The sequence below is a fragment of the Streptomyces sp. NBC_00859 genome, assembly GCF_045161865.1.
In the GTDB taxonomy this organism is placed as follows: Bacteria; Actinomycetota; Actinomycetes; order Streptomycetales; family Streptomycetaceae; genus Streptomyces.
Map to the genome: position 1 here is coordinate 2792837 of NZ_CP108826.1, position 17279 is coordinate 2810115.

General features: G+C 70.6%; 19 protein-coding genes. 4 read left to right on the forward strand and 15 right to left on the reverse strand.

Annotation, left to right across the window (positions count from 1 at the left end; translation table 11 throughout):
• Positions 1–7: 7 nt before the first annotated feature.
• From OG584_RS11780 to OG584_RS11840, 13 genes are all read right to left on the reverse strand, one after another.
• The gene (locus OG584_RS11780; RefSeq protein WP_405777717.1) at positions 8–880 is read right to left on the reverse strand and encodes a DMT family transporter; all 873 of its coding nucleotides are present in this window, start codon (positions 878–880) and stop codon (positions 8–10) included.
• Between the two features lie 127 nt (positions 881–1007).
• On the reverse strand, positions 1008–1646 hold the full coding sequence (locus OG584_RS11785) for an OmpA family protein (protein ID WP_405777719.1): 639 nt from the start codon (positions 1644–1646) through the stop codon (positions 1008–1010).
• Positions 1647–1649: 3 nt separating this feature from the next.
• Positions 1650–2234 carry a hypothetical protein gene (locus OG584_RS11790; RefSeq protein WP_405777721.1) on the reverse strand — a complete coding sequence of 195 codons (585 nt, stop codon included), beginning with the start codon at positions 2232–2234 and terminating at the stop codon, positions 1650–1652.
• Positions 2235–2247: 13 nt separating this feature from the next.
• Entirely contained in the window at positions 2248–2853 is a 606-nt protein-coding gene (locus OG584_RS11795; protein WP_405784010.1) for a pilus assembly protein TadG-related protein, read from the reverse strand.
• Entirely contained in the window at positions 2850–3080 is a 231-nt protein-coding gene (locus OG584_RS11800; RefSeq protein ID WP_405777723.1) for a hypothetical protein, read from the reverse strand. The genes OG584_RS11795 and OG584_RS11800 overlap by 4 nt, the downstream gene beginning before the upstream one ends.
• 86 nt (positions 3081–3166) lie before the next feature.
• Complete coding sequence (locus OG584_RS11805) at positions 3167–3358, reverse strand: hypothetical protein (RefSeq protein WP_405777725.1); 192 nt, start codon at positions 3356–3358, stop codon at positions 3167–3169.
• A gap of 189 nt (positions 3359–3547) precedes the next feature.
• Positions 3548–4438: a DUF5936 domain-containing protein gene (locus tag OG584_RS11810; RefSeq protein WP_405777727.1), complete on the reverse strand. Its 891-nt coding sequence runs from the start codon at positions 4436–4438 to the stop codon at positions 3548–3550.
• 19 nt (positions 4439–4457) lie between these two features.
• Positions 4458–5396 carry a type II secretion system F family protein gene (locus tag OG584_RS11815; protein ID WP_405777729.1) on the reverse strand — a complete coding sequence of 313 codons (939 nt, stop codon included), beginning with the start codon at positions 5394–5396 and terminating at the stop codon, positions 4458–4460.
• Between the two features lie 9 nt (positions 5397–5405).
• Complete coding sequence (locus OG584_RS11820; RefSeq protein ID WP_405777731.1) at positions 5406–6743, reverse strand: CpaF family protein; 1338 nt, start codon at positions 6741–6743, stop codon at positions 5406–5408.
• Positions 6740–7375, reverse strand: coding sequence for a TadE/TadG family type IV pilus assembly protein (locus OG584_RS11825; protein ID WP_405777733.1), 636 nt, complete (start codon positions 7373–7375; stop codon positions 6740–6742). The genes OG584_RS11820 and OG584_RS11825 overlap by 4 nt, the downstream gene beginning before the upstream one ends.
• The gene (locus OG584_RS11830) at positions 7372–8982 is read right to left on the reverse strand and encodes a CpaE family protein (protein WP_405777734.1); all 1611 of its coding nucleotides are present in this window, start codon (positions 8980–8982) and stop codon (positions 7372–7374) included. The genes OG584_RS11825 and OG584_RS11830 overlap by 4 nt, the downstream gene beginning before the upstream one ends.
• A 7-nt stretch (positions 8983–8989) precedes the next feature.
• Entirely contained in the window at positions 8990–9703 is a 714-nt protein-coding gene (gene cpaB / locus OG584_RS11835; RefSeq protein WP_405777736.1) for a Flp pilus assembly protein CpaB, read from the reverse strand.
• The gene (locus tag OG584_RS11840; RefSeq protein ID WP_405777738.1) at positions 9700–10557 is read right to left on the reverse strand and encodes a hypothetical protein; all 858 of its coding nucleotides are present in this window, start codon (positions 10555–10557) and stop codon (positions 9700–9702) included. Before OG584_RS11840 ends, cpaB begins: the two co-directional genes overlap by 4 nt.
• 280 nt (positions 10558–10837) lie before the next feature.
• Between OG584_RS11840 and OG584_RS11845 the strand changes: the two genes are divergently transcribed.
• The gene (locus OG584_RS11845) at positions 10838–11842 is read left to right on the forward strand and encodes a chitinase (RefSeq protein ID WP_405777740.1); all 1005 of its coding nucleotides are present in this window, start codon (positions 10838–10840) and stop codon (positions 11840–11842) included.
• 108 nt (positions 11843–11950) lie between these two features.
• On the opposite strand, the gene OG584_RS11850 is transcribed toward OG584_RS11845, so the two are convergent.
• Positions 11951–12430 (reverse strand): hypothetical protein, encoded by a 480-nt coding sequence (locus tag OG584_RS11850; protein WP_405777746.1) that lies wholly within the window; start codon positions 12428–12430, stop codon positions 11951–11953.
• Between the two features lie 167 nt (positions 12431–12597).
• A complete protein-coding gene (locus OG584_RS11855; protein WP_405777750.1) occupies positions 12598–13425 on the reverse strand; it encodes a serine protease in 828 nt (275 codons plus the stop codon).
• A 462-nt stretch (positions 13426–13887) separates the two neighbouring features.
• On the opposite strand from OG584_RS11855, the gene OG584_RS11860 reads away from it, so the two are divergent.
• From OG584_RS11860 to OG584_RS11870, 3 genes are all read left to right on the forward strand, one after another.
• A complete protein-coding gene (locus tag OG584_RS11860) occupies positions 13888–14115 on the forward strand; it encodes a type A2 lantipeptide (protein WP_405777752.1) in 228 nt (75 codons plus the stop codon).
• A gap of 105 nt (positions 14116–14220) precedes the next feature.
• Positions 14221–15027 (forward strand): HlyD family efflux transporter periplasmic adaptor subunit, encoded by an 807-nt coding sequence (locus OG584_RS11865; RefSeq protein ID WP_405777754.1) that lies wholly within the window; start codon positions 14221–14223, stop codon positions 15025–15027.
• Positions 15024–17279 (forward strand): NHLP family bacteriocin export ABC transporter peptidase/permease/ATPase subunit, encoded by a 2256-nt coding sequence (locus OG584_RS11870; protein ID WP_405777756.1) that lies wholly within the window; start codon positions 15024–15026, stop codon positions 17277–17279. Before OG584_RS11865 ends, OG584_RS11870 begins: the two co-directional genes overlap by 4 nt.

Sequence of the window (17279 nt, forward strand, 5' to 3'; positions counted from 1 at the left end):
GGGGCGTTCACTTCACCCTGGAGGGCTGGCCGGTGCTGCCGGCCGCCAGCGGGGAGCGGGCCAGTTCGACGCAGCCGAAGGCGACCAGGGCGAGCGCGGCCAGCTCCGGAAGCAGCCACCAGCCCACCCGCAGGGTCTCGCCGAACAGGGTGACGCCGTACAGGATGCTGATGAGCGCGTCGCCGAGTGTGAGCATCGGCTGGACCGCGACCAGGGTGCCTGCCTGGAGGGCGTTCTGCAGGAGGAAGAGCGCGCCGACCCCGGCGACCGCCGTGCCGTAGAGCTGCCATGCCTTCAGCAGTTCGACCCAGCCGTCGGCGTCACCGAGCCGCGCCACCGCGTCCTTCATGAGTGCGGCTGTGAGGGCGTAGCCGCAGGCGGCGGCGAGTCCGAGGAGAGCCCCCCGGGAGTTGCCGCGGGTCTTCAGAGCCGCGCCGACCAGGACCACCTCGAAGATCCCGGTGAAGATCAGTGCGGGGATCCACCGCAGACCGTCGACGGTCTCACTGCCGCCGCCCGGAGCGGCGGTCGCCATCCCGACAGCGAGCCCCAGGGTCACGGCCGCGACGCCGTACCAGACCTCCCGCGGCAGCCGTACGCGCAGGATGCGCCCGGCGAGCAGCAGAGAGGCGGGCAGCTCGATCACGAAGATCGGCTGCACCACGGCGATCGGCCCGGTGGCCAGCGCCACCGCCTGGCAGACGGCCGCGAGGATGACCAGCCCGATCCCGGCCAGCCACACCTTCTGACGGACCAGATGCCCGAGGAGGGACGCGTGCATCGCCTCCTCGTCAGGCACCGTCGCGGCGGCACGGCGCTGGAACACGGAGGCGGAGCCGTTACTGAGAGCGGTCAGCACGGCGAACAGGACACTGATCACCGGTCCATGATGAAGGCCGGTCCGGACGAAACGGGGATCCCCGGTTCAGCGGCCCGTCGCGGAGCGTGCCGTGGGGCGGACCGGTCAATGGGCTGTGGACGGAGAAAACGGAGAGAGGGGCCCGGCCCTACGAGGTGGTGCCGGATCCGGGCTTTTCCCCGCGGGGGAAGGAGATCTCGACACGGCGGTTCTTCGTACGCCCTTCCTCGGTGGCGTTCGAGGCGATCGGGTAGTCCTCGCTGTATCCCCGGATGTCGAACGTGACGTCGGAGCCGAGCGACTTGGCCAGCTCCTGCTGCACGGAGTCGGCGCGCCGCTTGGAGAGAACCTTGCCGTGCTCGTACGACCCGAGGTCGTCGGTGAACCCGAAGACTCGCACCTTGGTGGCGTACTGGGCCAGGGCTTCGTCGGCGATGGCCTTGATACGCGCCGTGGCCTCGGGGTTGAGCTTGGGGCTGTCCTTGGCGAAGAGGACTTCGGCCTGGAGCGCGAACGTCACATCGGCGTTGGTGTCCTCACGGCGCTCCTCACCGCCGAGGTCCTCGACGACCGACTTGATGTCGATGACATGCGGGGGAGCGAGGGTGGCCCCGTCACCGAGTTTGAGGCCGGGGGCCGCCGGGTCGATCGTGGGCGGCGGCGACGACGTCGTACTGTCCGGGGGCGCACTGGGGCTGGGACCGGCTGCCTGCGCCCCGGTGACGGACAGACCGGTGAGCAGGAGTGTGACGGCGAGGGTGGCCGCGGGGCGGCGGGGTCGTCTCATCGGTCACTGCCCGTCGGAGATGTCGATGGTGGCGGGAGGCATGTCCCCGATCTGGAACTCCACGGACTTGGTGCTGGCGGGCGGGGCGGGGAACTGGGCGTAGAAGGTCTTGGACTCATTCGCGTCAAACCCCCCGGTGAACCGCGTGCAGAGGCAGCGGCCCTGCGTGTCCCGGAGGACGAGATACTTTTTCTTCCCTGTTGCATCGACCAATGAAGCACCGGCCATGGAAGCCGAGTTGGCCGCTAGCTCCTGCTCGTCTCCGGCCCACTGGGCCGGGTTCCAGAACTTTCCGCTGCCGTTCGTTACTTTGCCGGTGACGGTGAGGAAGCCGCCCGTGTCGCGTAGCGCGGAAGCGACGGTGAGCGTGACCTCGTCGCCACCCTTCACCTCAGCCAAAACTCTGTCGCCTGCCGGAGCCGGGGAGCCCTGACTCTTGCTGGCCGTCACGCCGGGCGAGGATGGGGCATTCGACTCGGCCTTGCCGCCGCTGTCTCCTCCGCAACCCGCTGCCAAGAGGGCCAGACCGCCAGTGATCGCCACGGCAGTAAGTGCCCTACGGGCTTTCAGGGTGCGCCGCATGCTCATCTACTACTCATCCTCACTCGGCCAGGTGGACAGCGAACAGGTCGTTGGGCTGGGGAAGTTCAGCCGTGTCGAGCTTCTTCGGATCGATCTTCCAGTGTTGGCCGCCGTCGCAGTCGAATACGACGAGCTTCGGGTCGCCCGACGGGGCCGCCGTGCAGCGCGGCTCGATCATCGCGACGGCGTGGGCCTTGGCGTGCCTGCCCTCCGTACCAGGGATAACGGACTTGCCCACCGTGAAACGAGTGGTGATGGTCGCCTCGAAAGCGGGAAACCCGTCTTCGGTCGTCGGGGTGAGCCCATCGAGCGTGGCGTCGTTGTCGGCAGCGAGCCGGGCGGCGGCGTCACTCCCCGTACCACTGACAGGATGATTACCGAGAAGCCAGTCCACCCATGCGTCCTTCTGGCCGAGTGAGTCGGTCAGTCCGTCCGCCATCTGGTTCCGGACGTCCTGGGCCGCCGCGAGCGCTGCGGCGTCCGCAGCCGACTGAGCGCCGTTCCGTGCCACCGCGGCCTGCGCGAAAGCGAAATAGGCGAATGCCAGGAAGAGCAGCCCGCCCACCGCGACGACGTAGATGAGGATGGTCTGTCCCCTGTCGTCCCCGAGCCGCCCCTGTCTCAGCCCCCGCCGGTGATCGACTTCACCGCGCCGCCGATGGCAGTGGAGATGATCCCCTGCAACCCCAGCCCCCGCACCGCCACCACAATCAGCGCCACGATCACCAGAAGCCCGCCGTACTCCACGATGCTCGCGCCGCTGTCTCCCGCCCTCCTCCGCATCCGTGAGACGACTGTGTCGCGCCACGTGCCGAGCGCCAGATACGCCTTGAGCGTGATGTCCTTCGCCATGCTGTGCCCCTTCGGGAACGTACGACTCCGCCTCTGCGGCGGGGCTGCCGTCCGCGGCACCCCGCCTCCCCTCACCGCGCAGGGATTCAGCCATGGCGGCCGGGACCCAGCGCGGACGTTCCCAGCCATATCGGTGGTGCTGTACGGCTGTTGGTGCTGATTCGGGTACCGCTCCGCCCCATCGGGGTGCCGCCCGGGTGGGCCTTGACGGCCTTCTCGCAGGTGGGACGGGCAGCGGCGAACTGCTGGTTGCTCATGCCGGAGGCGGTGTGGTGCATGACCTCCGCCTCCCTCGGACTCGGCCCGAAGTCATATCCCTGGGGAGAGGGTGGCACATCGGATTGCAGCCTCGAAGCGGCTGACGGAAAGTGGCCGGATCCCACCCTCCGTGCCGGGGGAGTCACCGGGGGTTTCGCTGGTGACTCCCCCGGTGGTGGCTTCAGTGATTCGCTCGGCGGTCTCATCGGTCAGTTCCCGAAGAGCGAGCCGAAGTCGGTGGTGGAGCCCAGGAACATGTTTGTCACGATCAGGATGAGCGTCGCCGGGACCATCGTGATCAGCGTGACGACCGTGGCCTGCGGGATCGCCTTCGCCGCCCGGCGGCGGGAGTTCTGGGCATCGGTGCGGCGCATGTCGTTGGCGATCTGGATGAGCGTGTCAGCGATCGGTGCGCCCAGCTCCTCGCCCTGCTGCAGCGCGCTGACGAACTGCGAGACCTGCTCGGACTCGTTGCGCCGGCGCAGTTCGTCGAATGCCTGGCGGCGGCTGACGCCCATGTCCATCTGGCGCAGGGTGATGCGCAGTTCGTCGGCCCAGGGACCCTCGTACTTCTCGGCGACCCGCTCCAGCGCCTGCCGGAAGCCGAGGCCCGCGCTGACGACCACGGCGAGTACGTCGAGGAAGTCGGGCAGGGTGCGCTCGATGATGTCCTTGCGCTTGCGGACGGCCTGCCAGATCGTCGCGTCGGCTGCGAACGCACCGTAGGCGAAGGCGAAGACAGCGAATATCCAGCTGCCGTTGGTGAGCAGCGCGAGTCCCGCCAGGCCGCCGAAGATGCCGTACACGGCGCGCCGGGCCGCGTACCGGTCGACGGTCAGACCGCCCGGGTTGCCCGCCGAGTCGATCCTGCGGCGCTTCTTCTCCACCCCGCGGGGGCCCATCGCCCGGAGGACGGCGGGCGCGAAGCGCATTCCCGCGCGGTCGACCGCCGCCTCGGCGCCGCCCACCCGGGTGGAGCCCACCTCAAGTGCGACAGCGAGATCGCTGGGGATCTTCACTTCGGAGCGGTACATCCGGACACCCTGGAAGATCCCGGCGACAGCCACACCGAGTACGAGGGCGAGCAGCAGTCCGACCATGGGTGTTCCCCCCGTCCCCTCAGACTTCGATCTTGCCGAGTCGCCGCATGCCGACGAATCCGACGGCGTACAGGACGAGCGCGACGATCACGGCGGCCTGGCCGAGCGGGTGGCCGGTCATCCGGGCCAAGGAGCCCGAGTCCATCGAGTTGAGCATGATCATGGCTCCCACGCCGAGCAGCGGCAGGGTGTAAGCGGTGGCGTTGACCTCGGAGAGCATCGTGACGACCTCGCGCCGGGTCTCCTTGCGCTCCTCCAGGGTCTCGGTGAGGTTGCGCAGACTGCCGACGACCGTGCCGCCGGCCCGGTTGGACAGCACCAGGGTGGTGACGAGGACGACCAGCTCACGGGAAGGCAGCCGGGCGGCCAGCTCGCCCAGGGTCTCGTCGATCGACCTGCCGAGCGCCAGCTGAGCGGTGACCGTGGCCAGTTCCTCGCCCGCGGGGGCGTCCAGCTCCTCCGCCGCCATGCCGAGGGCGGTACGCAGAGCGAGCCCGGCGGCCGTCGCGTTGGCCAGGATTCTCGACAGCTCGGGGAGTTGGTTGATGAAGGCCTCGATGCGTTTCTGGCGCTGCCAGTTGAGGAAGGTGTTTCCCGCCCAGAGTGCGACGAGCCCGGCGACCGGGCCGAAGAACGGAGCGAGTGCGGCGGAGGCGATCAGCCACAGTGCGGCGACGCCCCCGATGACGTACACGGTGAACTCGCCGGGTGTCAGGTCCAGCCCGGTCGCGGCGAGTCGCAGCTGGAGCCGTTTGCCGAAGCCCGTCGCGCGGAGCCTGCGGTCTACTCCGCCGAAGCGGCGGGCGCGCAGCCCCGCCGGGTGCGGTCCGCCGGACGAGAGCCGGTCGACCAGGGCGTCGCGCTGGGCCTTTCCGGCGGCGTACACATGGATTCCGGCGACGGCGAGCACACCGCAGAGCAGCGTGCCGCCGGTCGCCAGCAGAGCGGTGTCGGTCATGGTGCTGCCCTACCTCGCCTCTCTCGTGTTGAGCGGGTCGACGCCTTCCACCACGCCGAACGCGGGCGGGAGCGCCTCGTTGGCGAGGTACAGGCGTTCCGCGATCCTGCGCGGCAGCGGCAGGTGTTCGAACTGGCCGTGCACGACCCGGTCCGCGTTCATCGGCTGCGCGCGGAAGCGCGAGACCGTGGAGATCTGGAATGCCTCACGTCCGTGGCTGACCAGCAGCACCAGCTCGCTCACCTTGCGGGAGCCGTCGGCGTGCCGGGTGAGCTGGACGATGACGTCGACCGCGCTGTTGATCTGGTCGCGCAGCGCCTCGAAGGGGATTTCCACCTCGGACATGGATCCGAGTGTCTGCAGCCGCATCAGCGCGTCCTCGGCGCTGTTGGAGTGCACGGTGGCGAGCGAGCCGTCGTGGCCGGTCGACATGGCCTGGAGCATGTCGAGGGTCTCCCCGCCGCGCACCTCACCGACGATGATCCGGTCGGGGCGCATCCGCAGTGAGTTGCGGACCAGGTCGCGGATGGTGATCCGGCCGTTGCCCTCGACGTTGGCGGGCCGGGTCTCCAGGCGGACGACGTGCGCCTGCTGAAGCTGGAGTTCGGCCGCGTCCTCGACGGTGATGATGCGCTCGTGGTCGGGGATGAGGCCGGAGAGCGCGTTGAGGAGCGTGGTCTTCCCGGAGCCGGTGCCGCCGGAGACGATCACGTTGAAGCGGGCCCGGACGAACGCGGAGAGCAGCAGCAGCATCTGCTCGTCCAGCGTGCCGAGCGCGATCAGCTCCTGGAGCCGGTAGGCGCGGGGGAAGCGGCGGATCGTGAGGGTGGGGCCGGTCAGCGAGAGCGGCGGGATGATGACGTTGACGCGTTCACCGGACGGCAGGCGCGCGTCGACCATCGGATTGGACTCGTCGACCCGGCGGTTGACGGTCGACACGATGCGCTCGATGGTCTGCATCAGCTGCTCGGTCGAGGCGAAGCGCATCGGGAGCTGTTCGACGCGTCCGGCCCGCTCGACGAAGATCGAGTCGGGGCCGTTGACCATGATCTCGGTGATGGACGCGTCTTCGAGCAGTGGTTCCAGTACGCCGAGGCCGAGGGCTTCGTCGACGACCCGGCGGATCAGCTGGGAGCGCTCGGCGGTGGAGAGTACGGGGCCCTCGCGGCTGATGATGTGGCCGAGGACCCGCTCCAGTCGGGCGCGCCGGTCGGCGGCGGCCAGCGACGACATCTCCGCGAGGTCGATCTCCTCCAGGAGCTTCGCACGGTAGGTGGCAACCTGATGGCCGTCCTCCCGGCCGCCGCCGTGCTCCTCGGGGGCGGCGATGCGGGCCCGCAGGCTCATGGTGCCTCCCTGACGGCTGTGGTGTCGTTCGGCATGACGACGGTGCGGTGGACCGGGCCGAAGAGGTGGATGCCCGGCAGGACGGACGGGACGGGGATGGTGGCGGTCGCGCTCACGGTGTCGCCGCCGACGACCGTGACCGAAGGGCTGAGCCAGCCGGACACCGCGTCGCGGCCGGCCGCCTGCCCGGTACCGGCCTCCAGGGCTTCGGTACGGGCGGCGGCGCGGGCCGCTGTGCCCGCCTGATTGGCGGTGTAGCCGACGATGCCGAGCTGGATGGCGGCCATGCCGATGAAGAGGAGGATCGGGAGCATGCCGGTGAATTCGAGGATGGCGGTGCCACGGTCGTCGAAGCGGTGCGTGCGGGCGCGGGGCATGCGGGGCTCGGATGTACGGATGTGCGTGCGCGGCTCGGGCGTGCGGGCGCGGGGCATGCGGGGCTCGGATGTACGGATGTGCGTGCGCGGCTCGGACGTGCGGGCGCGGGGCATGCGGGGCTCGGGTGTCCGGGACTCGGGAGTCCGGGCGCGGCGCATGCGGGACTCGGGTGTCCGGGGCTCGGGTGTCCGGGGCTCCGGGGCTCCGCAGCCGGTCACCCCGTCCGGAACCCGGTGCGAGCGGTGCCCCCTCATCCCCTCTCCCCCTCAAGTGCCGCCCCCGCGCTGCCGTCCACCGTCCACGGGAAGTTCCCGGCGCCCGGGAAGAGCACCGGGGTCCGCAAGTGCACCGTGGCCTTCATCAGGTCCCCCGCCGGATGGCACTCGACCGTCGCCGCACCGCGCCAGTTGGCGGGCAGCCGCTTCAGGCCCGCCTCCTGGCAGCCCGCCGTCGAACCGTCGACCGCGTGCGAGGCCGTGGCCGCGCGCGCTGCCTCGTCCGCCGCGTTGCCCGCGAGGGAGAACGTGTAGCCCCACAGCACGCACTGCCACATCGCCACCAGGACGAAGGCGATCAGCGGGGCCATCCCGGCGAACTCGACGAGCACAGCGCCGCGGTCGCTGTCCGGGCGGCTGCCCCGGCCGCGCAGCCGCCCTCCGCGGCCTCCCCTGCCGTGGGAGGCGGAGGCGGGTGCCTTCACCAGGCCGAGCTCCCCGGCCAGGCCCCACATCGCCTGCTTGACGGCGGATCGGCTGTCCAGGTCCTGCATCCGGCCGGCGTCCACCGCGGCCTGAAGTTCCTTGAATCCGGCCGGGATCGCGGCACGCGCCGACTTCGTACCGGTGATGCGCTCGACGAGCGGCGGCTGGATCTCCGCACCCCGGGTGGCCCGGTTGACGACGGTGACCGTCTCCTCCGCCTTGCGGACCTGGAGCCGGTCCCACATGCGCACCATGCGCTTGGCCGCCCGCACGGCCACCACGTCGGGGGTGACCAGGAGCAGTGCGTGGTCGGCCATTTCGACCGCGGCGGCGTTGGCTCCGGTCAGCTGGGTGCCGCAGTCGACGACCACGATCTCGTACCGGCCCCGCAGGGCGCTGATCGCCTGCCGGGCCACCCGGTCGGTGACCTCCTCGCCGCGCTCGCCCTCACCGGGTGCCAGCAGCAGTCCGAGCCCGGTCGGGTGGGCGTAGACCGCGTCCTGGATGACCCGCGGGGAGATGTCGGCGATGCCCGCCAGGTCCGCGATGGAGCGGCGGAACTGTACGTCGAGGTAGGAGGCGACGTCACCGGACTGGAGGTCGAGGTCGACCAGGGCGACGGACCGGCCGGACGCCTGTGCGGCCAGGGCCAGCTGGACCGCGGTGACGGTGGCGCCGACACCGCCCTTCGCCCCGGTGACCGTGACGACCGTGCCACCGGGCCCGGCGGCCGGATCGGGGCCGCCGCCCAGGTGGCGCCGGACACCGGTGGACCAGGAGGCCGCGTTCTGCACGCGGGCCGCCAGCTCCTCGTAACCGAGCGGGAGTCCGATGAGGCCACGCGCGCCCGCGTCCATCGCCGATGTGTAGAGGAGCGGGCTGATGTCCGCGGTGATGAGGACGACACCGACCGCCGGGAAACGCAGCGCCACCTCCCTGATCAGCTCCAATGCGGGGGCGGGGCCGATCCGTTCGTGGACCAGGACGACCTCGGGCAGCTCGTCGAGCGATTCGGCGGCCAGCCGGGCGAGCAGGTCGAGCAGCGAGGTCGAGTCGGCGACCGGCGGGAAGGGTTCCGCGTCGGGGAGCTGGCTGAGCAGCGTGATCACCGCGCGCGCCGCGTCCGGATCAGCGGCCACGGGCAGGATGCGAGTCGTCATCTGTCCCTCACTTGTCGCCGTCGAGGGTGTACGTGCGGTCGCGCTGCGGGACGGTCGCGCTGTCACCGGCCGCCACCAGCGCCAGCCGCACGTGTGTCGCGAAGGACTCCGCGTACGCCACGCGCTGGGCGTCGAGTGTCTTGAGGGCGAAGGTGATCGGGACGGCGTCGGTCGCCTGCCGGGAGCGGTCGCTCTGGCTCTGGTCCGGATCGAGGGCGGTGAGTTTGCCGACGTCCACGACGCGGGCGCCGGAGACGATGACCTTGGAGGTGTCGGGGACACCCTTGTCGTCGCCCTTGAACGTCGCGTAGATGTTCACGTTCGAACCCGGAGTGATCTTGCCTGCGACGCCGGTGGAGGCGTCGATCATGATGGCGATCTCCTGCTCACCCGCGGTGAGTTCGGGCTGCCGCACGATCATGTCGCTCTGCAGCAGCGAGCCCTTGCGCAGCCGGGTGACGGCGATCTTCCCGCGCACCTGGGCCAGGTCCGTCACCGCGTTGCCGGACAGCCAGCGCCGGGGCATCCTCGTCTCCTCGAAGTCGCCCGCGGTGAGCTGCTTGTACGGGGCTATGTCGGTCCGGACGCGGTACGCCGTGACCTCCGGGCCGACTTTGGTATTCACATTGCGGATGACCGAGAGCACCCCGACGATCGCGGCGACGGCACAGACGGCCGAGAGGATGAGCAGGACGACGCCGCGGCGCTGGCGGGAGTTCACTGGGCGGGCAACCTCTCGAGCTGGGCGTGCGGATCGGCGAACGGGGCGGAGCAGAACCCGCAGCGGTCCCCTATGAGTTCGAGCCCGCACCAGCGGCACAGCTCGCGGCGTACGGAGGAGACCAGCTGGTGGAGGACGGACAGGTCGGAAATGGCCGCGGCGAACTCCACCAGCCGGGGCGTGGCCCACCAGCCGGGCGAATCGGCGGGCAGGGCGGTCTCCAGATGCCCCTGGACCTGCCAGGCGGGAGCGAGCACCGTGGACACCCAGTCGGACTGGAGCTGTCCCCTGGCGATGAGCAGCCGCGTCACGAACGAGGGGCCCTCCGGCACACCGGGTTCGGCGCCGGTCACCTTGGCCAGCTGCGGCGTGGGCGATGCCAGTACGGCGAACTGGGAGCCCGGCAGCCAGGACCTGGCGTGCGTGGTCAGCGAGACCGGTACGTGGTCGAGGCGGGTGAGGGTCGGGAGCAGCGCGCCCGCATAGATGTAGTGGGCGAGCAGCCGGGCGGCCGACGCGAGGACGCCGGGGCTGAAGTCGCACACGGAGAGCTGGCGCAGCTGCCGGACGAGCACGGCGACGCCGAGCGGCGGCAGTTCGACCGGCAGCAGGGCGATGCGGTCGCTCTCGAGGACCGAGCGGACCGCGTGCAGCCGCTGGACATACGGCTCGGGCAGCGCTGCCGCGTACGGCACGATCACGTATCCGTGCTGTTCGAGGAGGGTGTGAAGCTCCTTGATGGAGGCTTCGAAGGACTGCGCGGACGGCGGCTGGAGTACGGCGGCCAGCGGGGTGTGCCGGTCGGACGGCGGCAGCACGAGATCGCCGCTGGTGACAGCTATCGCGGTCGGCACGTCGTGATCCCCCGTTCACAGCGGGTTGCTCCTGCACCAGCACTGTATCCAGGGGACACGGCGGAAGAGCCACAACTGCCCAAGAATCATTGGATCTTGGCGGAAGAGCCGCCGGCCGCCGAAGAGGGAGAAATGGTGGAGAACTTGCCGTCGCGCTGTCGGATCCCTTGACATTGGAATTGGTCTGGACCAGCTTGGTCGCACTCGGCGGTGGCCACCGTTCCGTACTCCTGACTCCGCTCCGTGTCTCAGCCCCCACCCCCCCACCTGGAGGCCGTACGTGAAATCCGCACGTTCCACCCGCGCCTGGCTGGGCGCGGCCGTGGCCGCCCTCGCGGCCGCCGCGTTCTCCTTCGCCGGGACGACAGCCCAGGCGGCCGACGCCACAACTGCCGCAGCCGCCCCGCCCGCCCACGCGGTCACGGGCTACTGGCAGAACTTCAACAACGGCGCCACCGTGCAGAAACTCAGCGACGTACCGGCGGACTACGACATCGTTGCCGTCGCCTTCGCCGACACCGGCAGCTCACCGGGCGCCGTCACCTTCAACCTGGACTCCGCGGGACTCGGCGGCTACACCGCCGACCAGTTCAAGGCCGACATCAAGGCAAAGCAGGCAGCGGGCAAGTCGGTCGTCATCTCCATCGGCGGCCAGAACGGCACCGTCTCGGTGACCGACTCGGCATCCGCCGCCAACTTCGCCGACTCCGTCTACGCGCTGATGCAGGAGTACGGCTTCAACGGCGTCGACATCGACCTGGAGAACGGCCTCAACTCCACCTACATGTCGCAGGCCCTGAAGTCGCTTGCCTCGAAGGCCGGTTCGGGGCTCGTCGTCACCATGGCCCCGCAGACCATCGACATGCAGTCCACGTCCGACGAGTACTTCAAGACGGCACTGGCGGTCAAGGACATCCTGACCGTCGTCAACATGCAGTACTACAACAGCGGCTCCATGCTCGGCTGCGACGGCAAGGTCTACTCGCAGGGCTCGGTGGACTTCCTCACCGCGCTCGCCTGCATCCAGCTGGAGGGCGGCCTCGACCCCTCGCAGGTCGGCATCGGTGTCCCCGCGTCGTCCAGCGCTGCGGGCAGCGGCTACGTCTCGCCGAGCATCGTCAACAACGCGCTGGACTGCCTCACCAAGGGCAGCAACTGCGGTTCCTTCAAGCCGTCGAAGACCTACCCGGGGCTGCGCGGCGCGATGACCTGGTCCACCAACTGGGACGCGACGGCGGGCAACGCCTGGTCCGGCGCGGTCGGCCCGCACGTCCACAGCCTGTAGCGACTGCGACCGCCCCACCCCGCGGCCGACCGCCGCACCCAGCACGGCAGCGCCGCCGCTCCCCCGGCGGCGCTGCCGCTGTGTGTACGGGAGCGCCGGTGCGTGGAGCTATCGCGGGCGGCCCGCGGTGTAGTAGCCGATCACCGGGGCCAGCTCCGCGAACCACTGCTGCAGCCTGCCCCTGCTGCGCGCGTCCACCGCGCACTCGAAGAACCGGCCGTCGGTCAGCACCACGGCCACCATGAGCACTGTGTCCCCGCGCCCCGTGTAGGGGACCGACTGGATGTGGCCCCAGGCGAAGTCCGCCGTCCGGCCGCCACGCTCGAAGGAGACCCCTTCGCTGTCGACGACGACGGCGTTGTGGCGGTCCGCCGCGAGGAAGTCGGGGCCGCCGTCGAAGGAGGCGGGCCCGGCCGGCTGCTGAGGTACGGGTGGGGGCGCCGCGGTGTACGGCCCGGCGTACGGCGGGGGCGGCGGCCCGAAACCCTGCGGAAGCGGTGCACCCTGCGCGGGTGGAGGCGGGGGCGCGGGTGGAGGCGGGGAGTACGGTCCGGGCGCCGCGTCGCCGTACTGTCCGGTACCTGCCATGCGCGGGCCCCCTCCGCTCTCGGTTCACCGTCCAGTATGACCGGGCACGCGACGGCGCCCGCCGGTCCCCCCCCCCCCCCCCCCCCCCCCCGGCGGACGCCGTCGCACACTTCCGTCAGGAACAAGTCCGTCAGGAAGACTCCCGGCCGATCCGGTCGGACCGGGCGTTACGGCTTGGGCAGTGCGCAGCCCGCGCGGTTCAGGTCGATCTTGTTGCCGGTGCCGATGCAGGGCACGATCCCGTAGGTCTCCTCGGCGTAGTTGATGCCCTGGTGGATGGTCACGTTGCCGTTCTCGTCCACCTCGCACGGGTTGTTGTCCGTGCAGCGCTCGCCGTCCTCATTGCCCGTGTTGTTGACGGCGACGACCTTGCCCGTCGCCGTGTCCACGACCGGCGATCCCGATGTGCCGCCGATGGTGTCGCAGGCGGAGGTGTAACGGAGTGAGTCCTTCCAGGTCCAGTCGCCCTCCTTGAGGCGGTAGACGAAGCCGTCCACATTGCAGCTGTAGACCTTCTTCCAGTACCCCGAGACCACACTGATCGCGGTGCCCGCAGTGGGGTGGGAGGCGTTGAGCTCAAGCGCCGTGATGCCGTACTTGCTCTGGATCTGCGCGTATGTGGAGGTGAGTTCGTACAGCGAGATGTCCGTGTCGGTCATCGTCGCGTACGCCACCTTGCTCGCCTTGAGCGTGGCGACCGAGCTGCCCGCGGCGTTGAGGAGCGAGAAGGTACGGCTGGATGGCTGGTCGGTGATGACCTCACCGGCGGCCGGGAAGCCGGTCTCCAGGCAGTGGCCGTTCGAGAGCACCAGCGCGGGGTCGTCCGGCTGGGAGTCCGGCGTACGGACGACGGAGCCGGAGCAGTTGCTCAGCGCCACCGTGCCCGCGAAGCCGGCCGCTTTGACCGTGGGACGGCTTGTGGCCGCCACCGCGGGTGTCGCTGCGGCGCCCATGAGGAACAGGGCGAGCAGTGCGCCGACGAGAGGCTTCTTCATGTGGGGGGTCCCCTCTGTGACCGAAGTTCTTCCGGTTTGACATGCGCATTGTTAGCGCATGTGGGGTCCGCACGGTAGGGCGCCCCGGATTCCGTGCCGCATCCGGGCCCGCCCGGCGAGCGCCTCCGGTGAACCTGCACAGCGAATACGCAGTCCCGTCACCGCGTTCCGGGAACGCGCACAATCCACAGAATTGGCCTGGTCCAACAATGCGGGAGTGTCCATTTTGCTGAAATTCACAGCACCCCACGCAATGCAGAACTGTGGATCCCGTGAAGGCAGTGTCCCGGCCCGGTGACGAGACCTGCACTCAGCCGCGATTACGTGTCCGCACAGCCCCTGACCGGGCACCTTCCGAGTGGATGTGCGTGGCGCCGCCGTGCTTTGATCCTCCGCACCGCGGGAGTCGCACCACTGATTCCCGCCCGCTCGCATTACCAATAAGAAGGGCCCGCTCACATCATGAACACCACTCCCCAGGTCCAGACCCTCGAAATCTCCGACGCCGACCTCGACAACGTCTCCGGCGGCCTCGTCGGCGGCCTCGCCAGCAACGTGACCGGCACGGTCGACTCCATCGCCCCGGTCTCCGGCCTCGTCGCCGGCGTCACCGGCACGGTCGAGGGCCTGACCGGTGTCAACACCGGCGCCGTCACCGGCGCTGTCACCGGCCTCACCGCCGGCGCCTGAGCCACGGCTCCGCACGGGCCCCGGAACCTTTCCCCCGGTTCCGGGGCCCGACGGCGCTCCCGGGCCTGCACTCGGGCCGGGTCCGCAACGTAAGGGAAGAACGCCGTGCAGTTCCGCCAACAGGCCCTGTCCAAGCTGCAGTCGCCCGAGGAACTCGACCTTCCCGTGCGTCTCGCCAGGCCGCAGGGGCTGCTCGCCCTGGTCGTGACGGTCGTCGTGATGGCCGCCGCGTCCGTGTGGGCGGTGACCGGGTCGGTGTCGTCGACGCTGCGCGCACCCGGCATCCTGACGCACGGGCAGGGCAGTTACGTCCTCCAGAGCCCCGTCACCGGCCAGGTCACGGGTGTACTCGCCAAGGAAGGGCAGCGCCTGGCCGCCGGTGCGCCGGTCCTCAGGGTCCGCACGGCGCGGGGCGACCGGCTCGTCCGCACCATCGACGCGGGCCGGGTCACCGCACTCGAAGCCGGGACCGGCGCCGTCGTGACCACCGGCGCCGATGTGGCCGCCGTGGAGAAGACCGGCAGCGCCGGGGACCCCCTGCTCGCCATGGTGTACGTCCCGGCGGACAGCGCGGGGACCGTGCCGGTCGGCGCGGACGTCGATCTCACCGTCCAGTCGGCGCCGGCCCAGCAGTACGGGCTGCTGCGGGGCCGCGTACAGGCGGTGGGCCGCGGTGCGCAGACCCGGCAGCAGATAGCCCGCTTCCTCGGCGACAACGCGCTGGCCGGGCAGTTCACGAAGGACGGCCCGACGGTCGCGGTCCTCGTGAGGCTGGTCAAGTCGGCCTCCACGAAGTCGGGTTACGCATGGTCGTCCGCGAGCGGCCCGCCGTACGCACTCGACTCCATGACCCCGGCATCCGGCGCCGTGCATCTCGCCGGGCAGCGCCCGATCGATTGGCTGCTTCCGTGAGTCCATCCCCCGCCGCCCACCAGAAGCTGCCGCCGGCCGGCCACGGCCGCCGCAGGGCACGCCCCGCGCCGGGACCGAAGCGCCGTCACCGGACGGTCCGGACCCCCACCGTCCTCCAGATGGAGGCCGTCGAGTGCGGCGCCGCGGCCCTGGCCATGGTCCTCGCCCACCACGGCCGCCACGTCCCCCTCGAAGAGCTCCGCATCGCCTGCGGCGTCTCGCGCGACGGCTCGCGCGCCAGCAACCTCCTGAAGGCCGCGCGGCGTTACGGTCTGACCGCCCGGGGCATGCAGATGGAGCCGGCCGCCCTCTCCGAGGTCGAAGCGCCCGCGATCCTCTTCTGGGAGTTCAACCACTACGTCGTCTACGACGGCATGGGCCGGCGCTTCGGGCGGCGCGGTGTGCACATCAACGACCCGGACAAGGGCCGCAGGTTCGTGCCCGCCGAGGACTTCGACACCAGTTTCACCGGCGTCGTCCTCGTCCTCGAACCGGGCGGTGACTTCCGCGGGGGCGGCCGCAGGCCGGGGGTCCTGCGGGCGCTGCCCGCGCGCCTGCGCGGCACCACGGGCACGATGCTCGCCGCCCTTCTCGCCAGCCTGCTCCTGGTCGCCACCGGCGCGGCGCTGCCCGCGCTCAGCCGCACGTACATCGACATGTTCCTGATCGGCGGCCGGACCTCGCTGCTCGGCGCGCTGTTCGCCTCGATGGCCACCATGGTGGGGCTCACCGCCGTGCTCACCTGGCTTCAGCAGGCGAACCTGCTGCGCGGGCGCATCATCTCGTCGACGCTCAGCAGCGCGCGCTTCCTGGGCCATCTGCTGCGGCTCCCCGTCACGTTCTTCGCGCAGCGCAGCCCGGCCGACCTGGTGCAGCGCCTCCAGTCGAACGACGCGGTCGCCGAGACGCTCGCCCGCGACCTGACAGCGGCCGGGGTCGACGGGGTGGTGGTGCTGCTGTACGCGGCGCTGCTGTGGACGTACGACCCGCAGCTGACGCTCGTCGGCGTGGGCATCGCGCTCGGCAACGTCGTCGCGATGCGGATCGTGATCCGGCTGCGCGCCACCCGTACGCAGAAGCTGCGCGCGGACACGGCCCGGCTCACCAACACCTCGTACACGGGCCTTCAGCTGATCGAGACGATGAAGGCGACGGGCGCCGAGAACGGCTACTTCCGGCGCTGGGCCGGGCAGCACGCCGCCACGCTGGAGGAGCAGCAGCGCCTGGGGGTGCCGAGCGCGTGGCTTGGCATCGTGGCGCCGACCCTGGCGACGCTGAACAGCGCGCTGATCCTGTGGATCGGCGGGCTGCGCGCGGTCGAGGGCCATCTGTCGGTGGGGCTCCTCGTGGCGTTCCAGGCGCTCGTGGTCCGCTTCACGGCGCCGATCACCCGGCTCAACGGCGTCGCGGGCCGTATCCAGGACTTCGCGGCTGACGTGACGCGGCTGAAGGACGTCGAGAACTTCCCGGCGGATCCCCTGTACTCCCGCTCAGGCGACGCCCCCTCAGGGGCGGCCGCGGGCACGCGCCGCCTGAAGGGCCATGTCACGCTGGACGACGTCACGTTCGGCTACAGCCCGCTCGACAAGCCGCTCCTGACCGGTTTCTCACTCTCCGTCGGGCCGGGGCAGCAGGTCGCCCTCGTGGGCGGATCGGGCAGCGGCAAGTCGACGGTGTCGCGGCTGATCTCCGGTCTGTACAGCCCGTGGGAGGGCACGATCCGGATCGACGGGCAGCGTCTCGACGACATCCCGCGGGGCGCGCTCACGGCGTCCGTGTCCTTCGTCGACCAGGACGTGTTCCTCTTCGAGGGCACGGTCCGTGACAACGTCGCCCTGTGGGACCCCTCGATCCCGGACGAGGCGGTCGCCGACGCGCTCAAGGACGCGGCGCTGTACGACGTCGTGGCGCGCAGGCCGGGCGGCATCCACGGCCGCGTCGAGCAGGACGGACGGAACTTCTCCGGCGGGCAGCGCCAGCGGCTCGAAATCGCGCGGGCCCTGGTCCGGCGGCCGAGCGTCCTCGTGCTGGACGAGGTGACCAGCGCCCTGGACGCCGAGACCGAGCACGTCATCATCGACAACCTGCGCCGCCGCGGCTGCGCCTGTGTGGTGATCGCCCACCGCCTCAGCACGGTCCGCGACAGCGACGAGATCGTGGTGCTCGACCACGGCCAGGTCGTGGAGCGCGGCCGCCACGAGGAGCTGGCCGCCGCCGGAGGCCCGTACGCCGACCTGGTCAGGGAGCACTGA

Excerpts from the sequence above, each read along its gene's own strand:
- OG584_RS11785 (WP_405777719.1), bottom strand. The coding sequence starts at position 1,646 with ATGAGACGACCCCGCCGCCCCGCGGCCACCCTCGCCGTCACACTCCTG.
- OG584_RS11790 (WP_405777721.1), bottom strand. The coding sequence starts at position 2,234 with ATGAGCATGCGGCGCACCCTGAAAGCCCGTAGGGCACTTACTGCCGTG.
- OG584_RS11800 (WP_405777723.1), bottom strand. The coding sequence starts at position 3,080 with ATGGCGAAGGACATCACGCTCAAGGCGTATCTGGCGCTCGGCACGTGG.
- OG584_RS11805 (WP_405777725.1), bottom strand. The coding sequence starts at position 3,358 with ATGCACCACACCGCCTCCGGCATGAGCAACCAGCAGTTCGCCGCTGCC.
- OG584_RS11810 (WP_405777727.1), bottom strand. The coding sequence starts at position 4,438 with ATGGTCGGACTGCTGCTCGCCCTCGTACTCGGTGTGGCTGTCGCCGGG.
- OG584_RS11815 (WP_405777729.1), bottom strand. The coding sequence starts at position 5,396 with ATGACCGACACCGCTCTGCTGGCGACCGGCGGCACGCTGCTCTGCGGT.
- OG584_RS11820 (WP_405777731.1), bottom strand. The coding sequence starts at position 6,743 with ATGAGCCTGCGGGCCCGCATCGCCGCCCCCGAGGAGCACGGCGGCGGC.
- OG584_RS11825 (WP_405777733.1), bottom strand. The coding sequence starts at position 7,375 with ATGAGGGGGCACCGCTCGCACCGGGTTCCGGACGGGGTGACCGGCTGC.
- OG584_RS11830 (WP_405777734.1), bottom strand. The coding sequence starts at position 8,982 with ATGACGACTCGCATCCTGCCCGTGGCCGCTGATCCGGACGCGGCGCGC.
- OG584_RS11850 (WP_405777746.1), bottom strand. The coding sequence starts at position 12,430 with ATGGCAGGTACCGGACAGTACGGCGACGCGGCGCCCGGACCGTACTCC.
- OG584_RS11855 (WP_405777750.1), bottom strand. The coding sequence starts at position 13,425 with ATGAAGAAGCCTCTCGTCGGCGCACTGCTCGCCCTGTTCCTCATGGGC.
- OG584_RS11860 (WP_405777752.1), top strand. The coding sequence starts at position 13,888 with ATGAACACCACTCCCCAGGTCCAGACCCTCGAAATCTCCGACGCCGAC.